Raw genomic sequence first — 14,876 nt, 5'->3', positions numbered from 1 at the left:
GCACCACGCATGTCACACCGGCCGCCGCGGCAGGACGCCGGACGTCCACGACACCGTCGGAGGCCACCAGGAGCAGGTCTGCGCGCCCGTATCGGGGGCATGCGGCGGTGCATCGGCCCGACAGTGCGGGCCGACACGTCGTACCGTGCCTACCCGAGGGAGACTTGATGCCGACCGCCGCACCGGAGAGACGGGCTGGGGTTTGTGGTGGGGGAGTGGGAGCCGGCCGGGCTGGTCGCTTGTTCGGGTTGCCTGGGGGTGTCGGTGGGATTGCCGCTCGTATTGCTGTGTTGACGGTGTGTCAGGGTGGGTTCATGGTGGGGTGGGGGTTGTTGATCACGGGGCCTGCCCGGGGGTGGTGGCCGTTGAGGGCCGAGGACGAGGTGAACGAGGGTCTGGCACAGGCCAGGACCGGTGTCCTGACCGCTGTGTCGTTGTTCGTGTCGGAGGCGGGGAACACCCTCACGGTGGTCGCTGTCACGGTCCTGGCGTGCGTGGGTCTGCTCCTGATACCCCGTCTGCCGATGTGGCGTCAGGCTGCTTTCCTCGCCGTCGCGGTGTCGCTGCAGTCGTTGGTGTTCCTGGTCATCACCGGGGCGGTGGACCGTCACCGGCCGGAGGTGGGCCGTCTGGATGCCTCTCCGCCCACGTCCAGTTACCCCTCGGGTCATACCGGGGCGGCGACCGCGCTCTACGGCGGGCTGGCGGTGTTGGTGTTGTCCCGGTTGCGGGGGCCGTGGCGGTGGATCGTGGGGGTGGTGCTGCTGGTGGTGCCGGTGCTGGTCGCCGTCGCCCGTCTGTACCGGGGCATGCACCACCCCACCGATGTGGTGGGCGGGCTGGCCAACGGCAGCATGTCCCTGCTGATCGTGGGGCGGGCCCTGCTCGCCGGCGCCGCCGTGCCCGGGCCGGCGGTGCCCGGGCCGGCGGTGCCCGGGCCGGCCGGGAGGGTTCCGGTGTCGTTCCCGGCGAGCAGGGGAGAGCGCCCGGGCACACCGGAACCGGGCCGCACCGTGGTCGTTTTCAACCCCACGGTGACCACGGGGGCCGATCGTGAAGCGCTGCGGCAGGTTTTGGAGGACCACGCTCACCATGCGCCGGTGTTCGTCGGGACCACGGCCGAGGATCCCGGTGGCGGCCAGACGGCCGGCGCCCTCGAGGACGGTGCGCAACTGGTCGTGGTCTGCGGTGGCGACGGCACCCTGAGGGCGGCCGCGGACGCCCTGGCGGGCAGCGGTGTCCCGCTGGCCGTGGTGCCGTGCGGCACGGGCAATCTGCTGGCCCGCAACCTCGGACTGCCCCTGAGCCCCGCCGAAGCGCTCGACGCCGCGCTGCGCGGCACTGCCCACCGCCTCGACCTCGGCCGTATCGAGGGTGACGGCCTTCCCGCCACCCATTTCGCCGCGATGTCGGGTGCGGGCCTGGATGCCGCGGTCATGGAGAACACCGGTGAGCGCGCCAAGTCGGTCCTGGGCTGGCCGGCTTACGTGCTGGCCGGTATCAGTGCGCTGCGTACTCCCCGGATGGAGGTGACGCTGCGTCTGGACGGTGCGCCTGCCGTGCGGCGCAGGGCCCGCATGGTGCTGGTGGGCAATGTGGGGACCGTGCAGGGCGGGGTCACCCTGCTGCCCGCGGCCCGTCCCGACGACGGCCTGCTCGATCTGCTGATCCTCGACCCGCGCGGCGTGGGGGGCTGGATACGGGCGCTGGCGGTGCTGGTGCGCGGCCGTGCGAAGCGGCCCCGGCCGCACACCGCCGCCGCCCACACCGCGGTGCACACCGCCGCCGCCCACACCGGGGCGCACACGGCGGTGGCGGGCACCACTGCCGCGCACACCGCGGCGGCCCGCACCGCTGAGGCGCGCACGGCGGTGGCGGGCACCACTGCCGCGCACACCACCGCCGCGCACACGGCGGTGGCGGGCACCACCGCGGCGCACACGGCGGTGGCGGGCACCACTGCCGCGCACACCACCGCCGCGCACACGGCGGTGGCGGGCACCACTGCCGCGCACACGGCGGCGGCCCGCACCGCTGAGGCGCGCACGGCGGTGGCGGGCACCACCGCGGCGCACACGGCGGCGGGCACCACCGCGGCGCACACGGCGGTGGCGGGCACCACTGCCGCGCACACGGCGGCGGCCCGCACCGCTGAGGCGCGCACGGAGGCGCACACCGCCGCCGCGCGCACGGCGGCGCCGGGCACCGCTGCCCATACCGCTGCCGTGCACACGGGGGCGGCGGGCACCGGGGTGGCGGGCACGGGGGTGGCGGGTACGGGGGTGGCGGGTACGGGGGTGGCGGGTGCCGGGGTGCGTGCTGTGGTGGGTGAGGGTGGGGGCGGTGGGGCCGCGGTGGAGTTTTTCACGTTCCGGCGGGCCGAGCTGGTCTTCGACTCCGCGCAGTCCCGGGAACTCGACGGTGACCCGGTGACCGCGGGGCGTCGTCTGACCGCCGAGGTCAGGCCGGGCGTGCTGAGCGTGCTGCTGCCCGCCGCGGGCCGCTGACATGGGTACCGCGGCCACGGTCCCCGAGACCCGTGACATGAGTGGTGAGGAACTGTCCGCCGACGAGGCGCTGGCGGCGCTGCGCCGTTACGGCCGCTGGGCCTTGCTGCGGGACGCCTTCGTGCGTTTCCGTTACGCCGACGGTTTCACCCATTCCCGCGCTCTGGCCCTGCAGACCGTGTTGTCGGTGATCCCGCTGGCCATCGCTTTCGTGGGGCTGTCCACCACGCTGCACACCGAGAACATCGGCCGTGTCGTGGAACTGACCGTGCACCGGCTGGCCGAGGGCCCCAGTGCCGGGGTGGTCGACGACGCGCTGGACCGCAGCCGGCGCACGGCCGGTGACGGTGCGAAGGTCGCGCTCTGGTTCGGTCTGGTGTTCTCCCTGGCCAACACCACCACCGCGATGTGCCAGGTGGAGCGGGGCGCCAACCGGATCTACGGCAACGAGCGCGACCGCCCCTTCGGGCAGAAGTACCTGCGCGGTCTGGTGATGTCTCTCAGTGCCGGGCTGCCTCTGGGGGCGGGGTTCATCGTCATGGTGGCCGGCGGTGACCTGGCGTCCGCGGCGGTGAGCGTGTACCGGCTCGACGAGGACGCCCGGACGGCCTGGGAGATACTGCGCTGGCCCTTCGGGCTGCTCCTCGCCCTGATCTCGGCCAGCGTGATCTTCCGCCGCTCGCCGCGCCGCAGACAGCCCGGATACACCTGGCTGGCCTTCGGCGCGGCCGTGTATCTGGTGCTGTGGACGGCACTGACCTGGCTGCTGAGCCTGTACCTGCGCCTGAGCGGCTCCTTCGACACGGTCTACGGCCCCCTCAGCGCCTTCATGTCGCTGCTGCTGTGGGCCTATCTGACCTCCGTCGCCCTCTTCCTCGGGCTGGCGTTCGCCGCGCAGCTGGAAGCCGCGCGGGCGCTGCGCTCCGACCCGATCGAACCCGACCCGGGAGTGTGAACATGGTGGTGCGAGCCGCGGTCCTGCACCTTCGGGACCGCCGCCGTGGGGCGGCCGACCGCAGGTTCGGCGCCCGCCTGCTGGCAGCGGCCGCCGTCGCCGCCGTCGCCGCGGTGCCCTTCGCCCTGCTGCTCGTCCTCGTCGAGGGCCGGTGGCAGCCGCTGCGCCGCCTGGACGCGGGCGCCGCCCGGCGCCTGCACCACACGGCCCTGGCCCATCCGGGGTGGACGCGTGTGCTGCGCTTTTTGTCCGACTGGGTCTGGGACCCGGCCGTCCTGCGCACGGCCGTCGCGCTGCTGACGGTATGGCTGCTGTACCGCAGGGCCTGGCGGCTGGCCGCCTGGTCGGCCGTGACGGCCGTGGCCGGCGGCCTGACCGGGCTGCTGGTCAAGACGGTCGTGGAGCGGGCCAGGCCCTCCCTGGAGGATCCGGTGGCGCACGCGCCGGGTTTCTCCTTCCCCTCGGGCCACGCGATGACGGCCACCACGTCCTTCGCCGTCCTGCTGCTGGTGCTGCTGCCCCTGGTGCCGCGTGCCCGGCGGCCGCTGTGCTGGGGCGTCGCCGTGGTGTCGGTGCTCGGGGTCGGCTTCACCCGGATCGCGCTCGGTGTGCACTGGTTCAGCGACGTGGTGGGCGGCTGGCTGCTGGGGCTGGCCGTCGTCACCCTCACCGCCTGGGCCTTCGAGGCCTGGCGCGCGGAGGCCGGCCGCGGCCGTGCCGAGGTGAGCGGGGGACTGGAGCCCGAACTCGTCGACGCCCGCCCCGAGCCCTGACCGGCGACAGGACCGCTGGCCGGCGGCTGCGGCCGGCCGCAGCATGCGGGACCGGCGGGCCCCGCCACCAACAGCGGCACACCGCCCACCGCCCACCGCCCACCGCACACCGCACACCGCGGACGGCGGACGGCGGACGGTGCGCGGCCACCGCGGCCACCGCGGAACCGCGGTGCGAGGCGGCCGTGACGCGAGGCGGCCGGCCCGGGCCCGGCGGTCGTCCACCCCGCGAGGCGCCCGTCCCGTCCCGGCCCGTCCCGTCCCGGCCCGTCCCGGTCTGGTCTGGCCGTCCCGGTCTGGCCGGGCCGGGGCCGACTGGCCCGGCCCCGGAGCGCGTCATAGCCTGAGGTGACCACCCCGGATCCCGGCCCCGGCACCTGCACCAGGCCGCCCCCCCCCGGAGCAGCGGCCGCCGCCGGCCGCGTCCCGCCGCCGCCCGACACGACCCCGCCCCCGTGACGGTCCCCGCCGGTCGGCCGCGTCCCGCCCGCCGGTTCGGGCCGGCCGCTTCGGCGGCTGCGGGTGAGCACCGCGCCGCGGGGTACCGGGCCCGGATCCACCCGTCCTCCCCCAAGGGACCCGCCATGCTCTCGGACACCGCTCGGCCCGTCGTCGCCGCCACCCTGCCGGTGGTCGCCGACCACATCGCGGAAATCGCGCAGCGCTTCTACGGGCACATGTTCGCCGCGCATCCGGAACTCCTCAACGGCGTCTTCAACCGCGGCAACCAGGCCCACAAAGACCAGCAGAAGGCACTGGCCGGATCGGTCGCGGCGTTCGCGAGCGGACTGGTGCAGTCACCCGAGCACATCCCCGAGCACCTGCTCTCGCGGATCGCGCACAAGCACGCCTCCCTCGGTATCCGGGCCGACCAGTACCGGATCGTCCACGACCACCTGATGTGGGCGATCGCCGACGTCCTGGGCGACGCGGTCACCGCGCAGGTCGCCGCCGCCTGGGACGAGGTCTACTGGCTGATGGCCAACGCCCTGATCAACCAGGAACGCGGCCTGTACAGCGCGCGCGGGGTCAGGCCGCAGACGGTGTGGCGGCAGTGGAGGGTGGAGAAGAAGATCCGCGAGACCCGCGACGTGGTGACCTTCGTGGTCAAGCGGACCGACGACCGCCTGGTGAAGACCTCGCTGCCCGGCCAGTACGTGACGGTGCGCATGACGATGCCGGACGGGGTGCTCCAGCCGCGCCAGTACAGCCTGACCCGGGCCGACGACGGGGAACACCGCCAGTTCTCGGTCAAGCGGGTCCGCGGCGAGGGCGGCGAGCCCGACGGGGAGATGTCGACGCTCCTGCACGACGCGGTGGGCGTGGGCGACGTGCTGACCCTGTCCGTGCCGTACGGCGACGTCGTCCTGGACGACTCGGGACGGCCGGTGGTGTTCGCCACGGCGGGCATCGGGATCGCCCCGGTGGCCGGGATGCTCTCGCACCTGGCCAAGGCGGGATCCGGGCTGGACATCACGGTCCTGCACGCCGATCTCGACGAACCCTCCTTCCCCCTGCGCCGCCAGGTCGTCAGCGACGTCCTGGAACTGCGGCGGGCGACGGTGTACGCCTGGTACGAGAACAACGCGCGCAGCATGGAACCCCTCGACGGGGTCTTCGAGGGGCTGATGGACCCCGCGGCGGTCGACCTGCCCGGCAACGCCCTGTACTACCTGTGCGGCCCGCTGCCGTTCATGCAGGCGGTGCGCGGCAGGCTCCTCGAACGGGGCGTCGCACCGCGCGACATCCAGTACGAGGTCTTCGGCCCCGACCTGTGGCAGGCGGACCTGGACTAGCTCTTCACGTCCGGCGTCCGGCGTCCGGCCCGTCGCTCACGCCGGGACCGGCAAGGGCCGGCCCGTCGCCCGCGTCCCGGGCACGAAACCCGGGCAGCGTGGGGGCCGTTCACCGGCCCCGGCCGCGTCACCGCAGACGTTCATCACTCGCAGCAGCTGGTCCACGGACGCCCCCCCCGCCAGGTCCTGGCGTGGCGGCGTGTGGCGTGGCGGCGTACATCATGGCGTCGAACGGGGCATGCTCGGATCGCCGGCGGGGCCCCCACCCCCCCTTTTCCGGGGCGTGTCGGGAAACGGCCCCGTCGGCGGTGCGGCCGCGGCGGGGCCGGGCCCCGCCGTCGAGGCCGGCGTCCCCGGCCGTGCGGGCGCCGTGCGGGTGCCCTGGCGGGCAGGGCTGCCGGGCGGTTCGGCCGCCGAACTGCCGTACGGGTGCTGGAGTATGATCCGCTCACCGGCGCTTCCGCGGGGGAGAGGGCGCATCGGCCACGCACGGCGAAGCGCGGGCGGCGCGTGCCACCGCGAGCCATCGGTCCACGGTGGGCAGGCGCACGGCGGTCGTGCGGCCGGACAGATCGTTCCAGGAGGAATCCCGCGCGTGCACCCGCTCACCGACGCCGATCCGGACCGGATCGGCCGCTACCGTCTCACCGGCCGCCTCGGGGCGGGTGGCATGGGCACCGTCTACCTCGCCAGCACCCCCGGCGGCCGCCCGGTCGCGGTCAAAGTCATCGGCGGTCAACTCGCCCACGACGAAAGGGCCCTGGAACGCTTTTGCCGTGAGGTGGACACCCTGCACACCGTGCGCAGCGCCTACACCGCCTCGGTCATCGACTGCGGTCTGGACACCGCGCCGTACTGGTTCGCCACCGAGTACGTGCCCGGCCGCACCCTGCACGCCGCGGTGTCCGCGTCGGGCGCCCTGCCGGCGCCGCTGTGCCGGAGCCTGCTCGCGGCGCTGGCCGAAGGGCTGTCGGACATCCACGCCCACGCGGTGCTGCACCGCGACGTCAAACCGCAGAACATCATCCTGTCCCCGGTCGGCCCCCAGCTCATCGACTTCGGCATCGCCCGCGGGAGCGGGCAGAGCGCCCTGACCCAGGCCGGCCTCACCGCGGGCACCCCGGGCTTCACCGCCCCGGAGGCCTTCGACGGGGAGGAGGTCGGCTTCGCCGCCGATGTGTTCGCGCTGGGCGCCACCGTGGCCTTCGCGGCGACCGGCCGGCCGCCGTTCGGCGAGGGCGCCTTCCCCGCCGTCGCCTACCGCACCGTCCACGGCGACATCGATGTCGAAGGGGTCGAGCCGGGGCTCGCCGCGCTCATCACCGCCTGCACCGACCGCGACCCGGCCCGGCGGCCGGTGCCCGGGCGGATCGTGGAGCTGTGCCAGTCGCCCGCCTCCCTGGCCGGCGACCCCGTCTACCAGCGGCTCGCCGCCCCCGCCACGACGCCGGGCACCGCGGCCGGGGCCCCCGCCCTGGTCCCCACGCAACGGGACGCCTCGGGGGCGGCCCCGGCCGCCCGGCCCCACGAGGTGGAGACCGTCCCGGCCGTGCTGCCCGCGGCCCCGACCCGGGCGTTGCCGGCCGGCGGCCCCGCGGCCCCGGACCCCTGGGGCGGGCCTCCCGGTCCGCGGCAGCCGGCCGGCACGGCACCCGGCGTGCCGGCCTCCCCCGGGGCGGACCGGCGCGGTCCCCGGCGCACCACCGTCGCGGCCGTCGCGGCGGGCGCGGGCGTCCTGGCCGCCGCCCTGCTGGTGCTCCAGCCCTGGCAGGGCGGGGAGGAACCGGCCGGCGCACGCTCCGGCGCCGAGGCGAGCGCCACGGCCACCGGCGACGCCACCGGCAAGGACACGGCCACGGACGAGGGCACGGGCACGGGCGAGGCCACGGGCGGGGGCGGGGCCGCGGACGGCGACGCCGGCGCGGAACCGGACGCGCCCGCGGCGCCGCGGGAGAGCACCGGTCCCGGCGCGGCGGCGGGCGGCGGCGCGGGCGAGGGCGTCCCCGCGGAGCGGGTGATCAGTGCGCCGACGACCCTGGGACCGGGCGAGGAGGTCGCCGCGGCACGGATCCGGCTCGTCCTGCAGCACGACGGCAACCTCGTCGCCTACGACGAGAGCGGCCAGGCACGGTGGGCGACCCGGACGCTGGGCACCGGCGCGCGCGCCGACTTCCAGAGCGACGGCAATCTCGTCGTGTACGACACGCACCACCAGGCCGTGTGGGCGAGCCGGACGAACGGGCACGCCTCTGCGGCGCTGAAGCTCCAGAGCGACGGCAACATCGTCATCCTGGAAGGGGAGACCGTGCTCTGGGCCGCGGGCACCCAGCACTGAGACCGTGCCCCTGCCGGCGCTCCCCGGCCGCCGCCGCACAGCACCGCCGCCCCCGCCACCGCCCCCGCCGCCACCGTCGCCGTCGCCGTCCGCACGGCGCTCACCCCCGGGACCGGCCCGACCGCGGGCCCGGGTGGACGCACCGCGACGAAGGAAACCGGCCCCGCCCCCACAGGGGGGAGCCCCGCCCGCGGCACACGACGACCCGACCCCGTGCAGCCGTCCGACGCCGTGCAGCCGTCCGACGCCGCGCCGAAACGCGAAAGCCCCGCCCCCGCCCCCGGCCAGGGGGCGCCCGGCCGGTGCCGCCGTGCCGCCATGCCGTCCGGGCCGGGGGAGGCGGGGGAGCGGCCGGCGAGTGCCAGGACGGCGGCGGCGCCCGCGCCCAGGGCGGGCGTGTGCAGCGCGACCGGTCCGCAGCGGCGTGCGGCCGTCATCAGGGGTCCCCGTCGTGGTGGCGGCGGCCGCCCGCGCCACCGCGCCGGCCCGAGGGGCCACATGCGCCCGCACTCCGGTTTCGCCGCTCGCGGTGCGCGCACTTGCGTGGCGAACCGGCCCCGGCCCCGGCTCCGGCCCTCAAGAATCTTTTTTTCACCGGCCGTCCGGCGATGTCGAGAACCCGTGTCCGGCTCCGTCCCCGGGGTGAAGGCGGCCACAATGGGCCCTACGAGCACCGAGGAGAACCACGATGGCCAAGTACCTGCTGCTCAAGCACTACCGCGGCGCCCCGGCCGCGGTCAACGACGTGCCGATGGACCGGTGGAGCCCCGAGGAGGTCTCGGCCCACGTGCAGTACATGAACGACTTCGCGGCCCGGCTGCAGGAGAGCGGCGAGTTCGTCGACGGCCAGGCGCTCGCCCCCGAGGGAACGTGGGTCCGCTACGACGGTGAGGGGCGCCCGCCGGTCACCGACGGGCCCTTCGCGGAGACCAAGGACCTCATCGCCGGCTGGATGGTCATCGACGTCGACAGCCACGAACGCGCCGTCGAGCTGGCCGGGGAGCTGTCGGCCGCTCCCGGGGCGGGCGGCAGGCCAATCCACGAGTGGCTGGAGCTGCGCCCGTTCTTGACCGCGCCGCCCACCATCACGCAGTGACCCCCGCGATGGACGAGGCCCTGCCGCGCAGCCTCACCCCGGGCGTGCTCGCCGTCCTCGTCCGCCGCGGAGCCGACTTCGCGGCGGCCGAGGACGCCGTGCAGGACGCCCTCGTGGAGGCCCTGCGCGTCTGGCCGGCCGACCCGCCCCGGGACGCCAGGGGCTGGCTGGTGACCGTGGCCTGGCGCAAGTTCCTCGACCAGGCCCGCGCCGACACCGCCCGCCGCCGGCGTGAGGAGCGCGTCGAGGAGGAACCGCCACCCGGCCCCGCGCCCGCGGCGGACGACACGCTCCAGCTGTACTTCCTGTGCGCCCACCCCTTGCTGAGCCCGGCATCGGCGGTCGCGCTCACCCTGCGCGCCGTCGGCGGGCTCACCACCCGCCAGATCGCCCGCGCCTACCTGGTGCCCGAAGCGACCATGGCCCAGCGCATCAGCCGGGCCAAGCGCACCGTGGCCGGCGTGCGCTTCGACCAGCCCGGCGACGTCGCCACCGTCCTGCGCGTCCTCTACCTGGTCTTCAACGAGGGCTACGGCGGCGACGTCGACCTCGCCGCCGAGGCCATCCGCCTCACCCGCCGGCTCGCGGCCCGCGTCGACCACCCCGAGGCGGCCGGGCTCCTCGCCCTCATGCTGCTCCACCACGCCCGGCGCGCCGCCCGCACCGCCCCCGACGGCAGCCTGGTGCCGCTGGCCGAGCAGGACCGCGGCCGGTGGGACACCGCCTCGATCGCCGAGGGCGTCGCGATCCTGCAGGCGGCCCTCGCCCGCGACCGGCTCGGCGAGTTCCAGGCCCAGGCCGCCGTCGCGGCCCTGCACGCCGACGCGCCCACCGCCGGCGAGACCGACTGGGTGCAGATCGTCGAGTGGTACGACGAGCTCACGCGCCTGACCGACAGCCCCGTCGTCCGCCTCAACCGCGCGGTCGCCGTCGGCGAGGCCGACGGCCCGCGCGCCGGCCTGGCGGCACTCGCCGAACTGGACGCCTCGCTGCCCCGCCACACCGCGGCGGCGGCCTACCTCCACGAACGCGCCGGCGACGTGGCGACGGCGGCACGGCTGTACGCCGAGGCCGCCCACAAGGCACCCCACCTCGCCGAACGCGACCACCTGACACGCCAGGCCGCCCGCCTCAACACCCGCCGGCCCCGCTGACGCCCCGCCCCCGTCCCCGGCCCCCCGTCCCCGGGCCTCCCCGCGCCCGGGCCTCCCCGCGCCCGGGCCTCCCCGCGCCCGGGCCTCCCCGCGCCCGGGCCTCCCCGCGCCCGGGCCTCCCCGCGCCCGGGCCCCCCGCCCCCGGGCCCCCCGTGCCCGGGCCTCCCCGCGCCGCCGCACGCACGCGCGCGCGGCGGATGCGTGCCGGGCCGGCGCACCCCGCATCCCCCCGCCCCGCCTGCCCCACGGGAAGCACCCTGGCGGGCCCGGACCCGGCCGCGGGGAGGGCGGATGCCCGGGCACGCGGTGCCGTGCCCGGCCGCGGCCGGGCGTAGGGGTTTCCCGATCGGGGCGCGGGGACGGGCAGCCCCACGCGGCGCCACCCTGCCGGTCAGCCGGCCCCCTGCCCGCTGACCGGAAAGCGCGGGTCCGCGCGAGGCGCCTTTCTACGATGCCCCGGGGGACCGCAGAGTGACAGGCCGTCATGCACCGGCGGCGGGTGGGAGAGCACGTGAACGCTCGGGACGCTCGGGAGACGCGAGCCGGCGCCGCGGCGCCGGGGCAGGAGCACGACGCCGCGGCGCGTGCGGCGCACCGGCTCCGGGCCACCGCGATCGGCGCCGGGGCCGTGCTGCTGTGGGCGTCGCTGGCCCTGTTCACCACGCTGACCGGGCCGATCCCGCCGTTCCAGCTGACCGCGACGGCGTTCGCGGTGGGCGGCGTCCTCGGACTGCCCCGGGCGCTGCGCGGCGGCCGGGTCCTCGTGCGCGCGGTGCCCCGCGGGGCCTGGGCGCTCGGCGTCGGCGGCCTGTTCGGCTACCACTTCTTCTACTTCGTGGCCCTGCGCAACGCCCCCGCGGTCGACGCCGGCCTCATCGCCTACCTGTGGCCGCTGCTGATCGTCGTGTTCTGCGCACTGCTGCCGGGCGAACGGCTGCGCTGGTGGCACGCGGCGGGCGCGGCGGGCGGACTCGCCGGCACTTTCCTGCTGGTCACGGGCGGGCAGGGCGTCCAGTTCCGCGGGGAGCACCTGCCCGGGTACGCGGCGGCCGCCGTCTGCGCCCTGGTGTGGTCGGCGTACTCGGTGGCCAACCGGCGCCACCCCACGGTCCCCACGGACACGGTGGCGTTCTTCTGCCTGGCCACCGCGCTGCTCGCGGCCGTGTGCCATCTGCTGTTCGAGGACACCGTCCGGCCCGACGCCGGCCAGTGGCTCGCGGTGCTCGCGCTGGGCCTCGGGCCGGTCGGCGGCGCGTTCTACCTCTGGGACCACGCCACCAAGCACGGCGACATCCCACTCCTGGGCACCCTGTCGTACTTCGCCCCGCTGCTGTCCACCGCCCTGCTGATCGCGACGGGACGGGCCGACGCGAGCTGGCCCGTCGCCGCCGCCTGCGCGCTGATCACCGGCGGCGCCCTGCTCGCCTCGGCGGACGCGCTGCGCGCGGTGCGCCGCCGGGACTGAGAGCCGGCCGCGCGCCGCGCCGCGAACCCCTCAGGCGTCCACCGGCCAGGTCCCGCGACGGACCATTTCGGTCACCTTGTCCGCGCCGTTGGCCCGCACCAGCAGCTCCAGCCGCATGCGCTCGATGTCCTCGGCGCTCCACTTCTGCGTCGCCATGGTCGCCTTCTCGTGCGACCAGCCGTTGTCGTAGTGGCGTACGACGTAGTCCTTCTGGAAGTCCCACATCCTGGTGCCCGGCAGCGGGGTGACGATGAAGGGGTTGGCGTACGCCATCCCGTGGCCCATGAGCGTGACCGCGTAGTCGACGGTCCTCTCGATCTGCTCCAGCGACTCGATGTACGGTTCGCCCCCCTTTCGTTCGGGCGGGTTGACGAAACCGAGCATGAAACCGCCGGTGACCTGGATGCCGTACTGCGTGAACATCTCCACGATCTCGCCGGTGGCCTTCTGGAAGGCGTTCAGACGCGGCTTGCCGGACTGCTCCAGGCTCTCCTCGTTGGCGCTCTCCACGGCGAGGTAGACGCTGTAGCAGCCGCCGTCGGCCATCGCCCTGATCAGGTCGCGGCAGGTCAGCCCGGAACGCATCGCGGACAGCACGTTGCGGAAGTTGGGGTTGCGCCGCTCGGCGTCGTCCATGCCGCTCGCGAACTCCTCGCCCAGGTGCAGCAGGACGAGGTTGAACAGGCTCAGGCCGCCCTCCTCCACCCACGGCAGGTCGTGCTTGCGCAGCAGCTCGAAGACGCGCATCGCGTACAGCGGGTCGTGCAGCAGGTGGTCGTCCTCCAGGAGCACCTCGCTCACCCCCTGCCGGGTGATCTCGGCCAGGTGCAGGTCGAACCAGTCCAGGCCGAGCGCCCGCCAGGGCCCGTTCACCATCGGGATGTAGCAGAAGTCGCAGCCCACGTTGCAGCCGACGGTCGAGAAGATCTGCGCCCAGGAGCCGTACTCGCGCACCCGCCGGCCCGACGAGTGGTACGCCTGCTCGTACTGGCGCATGTCCAGCATCGCGAAGTCGGGCAGCGGCATCATGCCCAGGCGCTGCTCCAGCCCCTGCCGCTGGGGCAGGATGCGCATGTACGGCGACCTGGCGGTGGTCCGCACCACGGCGAGGTCAGCCCGCCGGTAGGCGACACCGGGCACCGCGTCGATGTCGCCGCCCTCCTCGGTCAGCGCCCGCAGCAGCGCGGTGAAGGTCTGGTCGGCCTCGTTGATGACGACGTGGTCGAAGGGGGAGTCCGGCACGGCGTACTGCCAGTCCCCGCTGGGATGGGCGCCGCCCGTGACCGTCACGATCGCCGGGTCGATGTCCTTGACCAGGTCGGCCAGGGCCCGCGCGTTGCCCCACTGGACCGTGTAGATGCACTGCACGCCCACGACGTCCGGCTCGAACTCCTCGATGACCGCCCGCAGCTGCGCGTCGTCGAGGCCGTAGCGCACCAGGTGGCTGCCGCCGCCGAGATCGACGAGCCGGCGTTCCTGCTCCCAGCCGGCGAAGGGCGAGTCGACGATGCGCACGGCGAAGCCGGCGAGGCGGGCGTTGGCCGCGATGCGCAACAGCCCGATCGGGGTGCCGGCCCGCTTCATGACCTCGAAGGTGTCCAGGCCGAGCGCCCGGAAGCTGCTGCGCTCGGGGGAGGGCTCCACCACCCGCGTGTAGGAGGGCACGACGAGCAGGACCCGGGGCGCCTCACCGCGGGCGCGCCGCCGGGCGCCGGAGACCGAGGTGCGCAGGGAGGGCCTGCCCAGATGCCGCAGGGGCGGGCGCTGCGGGGCGCTGGAGAACGCGACGACCGGATTCTCCACGACCACGGGTGAGGGGGGCACGGCGTGCGTCACGAGCGCTCCTTCTGACCGGTTGACCGACGGACCGATACGGACGGGAGTTCGCCCGCCATCGTGGCGTGCCGCACACCGCCCCGAGCGGCGTTCCCCCGGAAATGGCGTGAAGCGGCCCCCCCGGGCCGCACGGCACCCCGCAGACCACGGCGGCACCCGAGAACGACGGCACGCCCCCCACCCCCGGCCGGCCGGCAACGCGGCGCCCTGCGGGGTACGCAGCGGCCGCCTTCCGCATCGCCGCGCACGCCGCGACACCCCAACGGTTGCGGGGGAAGCCGGTGACATCCCTCACGTGCCCGATCCCCGTCAACGTGCCGCGATAGTACGTGGCATGCGGGCGACATAGGCGGATCTGGCGTACGGAAGCAGGCATACGCGGCACCCCGGCCGCCGCTGCCGGCCGGGGGACCGGCCCCGGGCCGCCGGACCGCCGCTGCCGTCCTGCTGACGGAGTGTGAGGCGCCGTCGGCGTCCGGCGCGGCGGCCCGGCACAATCCCGGGCCGGATTCAAGGCTCCCCCCGCCTACTAGGCGAGGTAGTGCGGGCCCCCGTTGCCGTGCCCGCGCGCGGCTTTTAACAATGACGGCCCCGCAAGGGCGTCCCCGCAGGTCAAGCACGGTGTCTGTGCGAAACCGGGCCGGGCGGAGGCGCAAGGAGACTCGACCGAACGAGGTCCGCATGAGGAACCACCCGAAGCACCGCAGGAAGACGCGCCGCCGGCCCGTGGCCGTCGCCGTCCTGGCGATCGGCGCGGTGGCGGTGCCGTCGGCCGCCATGGCCTGCAGGGGCGACGCAGGAGCCGCGTCCGTCACCGCCACGTCCAGCAACTCCTGGACGGCAGCGAGGAAGGCGTCCTGGGACGGACACCGGGGGCGGGACGCGCGGACCGCGAAGCCCACGGCCACGCCCTCGCCCTCGGCCTCGGTCTCGCCGACGACCCCTCCCGCCACCGCGGC

8 protein-coding genes and 2 pseudogenes are annotated in these 14,876 nt (G+C 75.4%); 9 read left to right on the top strand and 1 reads right to left on the bottom strand.

From position 1 onward, the window contains the following. Positions 1-167: 167 nt before the first annotated feature. The 8 genes and pseudogenes from ACH4N1_RS34810 to ACH4N1_RS34775 form a co-directional block, all read left to right on the top strand. Positions 168-1,748: pseudogene (locus tag ACH4N1_RS34810) on the top strand (diacylglycerol kinase family protein); the annotation flags it as partial. 760 nt (positions 1,749-2,508) lie between these two features. Continuing rightward, a complete protein-coding gene (locus ACH4N1_RS34805; protein WP_398104508.1) occupies positions 2,509-3,462 on the top strand; it encodes a YihY/virulence factor BrkB family protein in 954 nt (317 codons plus the stop codon). A 2-nt stretch (positions 3,463-3,464) separates the two neighbouring features. Beyond that, a complete protein-coding gene (locus ACH4N1_RS34800; RefSeq protein ID WP_398104506.1) occupies positions 3,465-4,235 on the top strand; it encodes a phosphatase PAP2 family protein in 771 nt (256 codons plus the stop codon). Between the two features lie 584 nt (positions 4,236-4,819). Then, on the top strand, positions 4,820-6,031 hold the full coding sequence (locus ACH4N1_RS34795; protein WP_398104504.1) for a globin domain-containing protein: 1,212 nt from the start codon (positions 4,820-4,822) through the stop codon (positions 6,029-6,031). A 595-nt stretch (positions 6,032-6,626) separates the two neighbouring features. Further along, positions 6,627-8,366, top strand: a complete 1,740-nt coding sequence (locus tag ACH4N1_RS34790; protein WP_398104502.1) for a protein kinase — start codon at positions 6,627-6,629, stop codon at positions 8,364-8,366. Positions 8,367-9,054: 688 nt separating this feature from the next. Then, the gene (locus tag ACH4N1_RS34785; RefSeq protein WP_398104500.1) at positions 9,055-9,462 is read left to right on the top strand and encodes a YciI family protein; all 408 of its coding nucleotides are present in this window, start codon (positions 9,055-9,057) and stop codon (positions 9,460-9,462) included. A gap of 8 nt (positions 9,463-9,470) precedes the next feature. Continuing rightward, positions 9,471-10,616, top strand: a complete 1,146-nt coding sequence (locus tag ACH4N1_RS34780) for an RNA polymerase sigma factor (protein ID WP_398104510.1) — start codon at positions 9,471-9,473, stop codon at positions 10,614-10,616. Positions 10,617-11,127: 511 nt separating this feature from the next. Further along, the gene (locus ACH4N1_RS34775) at positions 11,128-12,081 is read left to right on the top strand and encodes a DMT family transporter (RefSeq protein WP_398104498.1); all 954 of its coding nucleotides are present in this window, start codon (positions 11,128-11,130) and stop codon (positions 12,079-12,081) included. A 30-nt stretch (positions 12,082-12,111) separates the two neighbouring features. On the opposite strand, the gene ACH4N1_RS34770 is transcribed toward ACH4N1_RS34775, so the two are convergent. Further along, positions 12,112-13,917 (bottom strand): B12-binding domain-containing radical SAM protein, encoded by a 1,806-nt coding sequence (locus tag ACH4N1_RS34770; RefSeq protein ID WP_398104496.1) that lies wholly within the window; start codon positions 13,915-13,917, stop codon positions 12,112-12,114. Between the two features lie 681 nt (positions 13,918-14,598). Here ACH4N1_RS34770 and ACH4N1_RS34765 point away from each other — a divergent pair. Then, positions 14,599-14,876 (top strand): annotated as a pseudogene (locus ACH4N1_RS34765) (hypothetical protein); the annotation flags it as partial.

This window comes from Streptomyces sp. NPDC017202 (assembly GCF_044331705.1).
In the GTDB taxonomy this organism is placed as follows: domain Bacteria; phylum Actinomycetota; class Actinomycetes; order Streptomycetales; family Streptomycetaceae; genus Streptomyces.
The sequence above is the reverse complement of the archived record's forward strand: the minus strand, read 5'-3'. Positions and strand labels throughout refer to the sequence as shown.

What these genes read in the sequence shown, in the direction of transcription:
- ACH4N1_RS34805 (WP_398104508.1), top strand. Translation starts at nt 2,509, where the DNA reads ATGGGTACCGCGGCCACGGTCCCCGAGACCCGTGACATGAGTGGTGAG.
- ACH4N1_RS34800 (WP_398104506.1), top strand. Translation starts at nt 3,465, where the DNA reads ATGGTGGTGCGAGCCGCGGTCCTGCACCTTCGGGACCGCCGCCGTGGG.
- ACH4N1_RS34795 (WP_398104504.1), top strand. Translation starts at nt 4,820, where the DNA reads ATGCTCTCGGACACCGCTCGGCCCGTCGTCGCCGCCACCCTGCCGGTG.
- ACH4N1_RS34785 (WP_398104500.1), top strand. Translation starts at nt 9,055, where the DNA reads ATGGCCAAGTACCTGCTGCTCAAGCACTACCGCGGCGCCCCGGCCGCG.
- ACH4N1_RS34780 (WP_398104510.1), top strand. Translation starts at nt 9,471, where the DNA reads ATGGACGAGGCCCTGCCGCGCAGCCTCACCCCGGGCGTGCTCGCCGTC.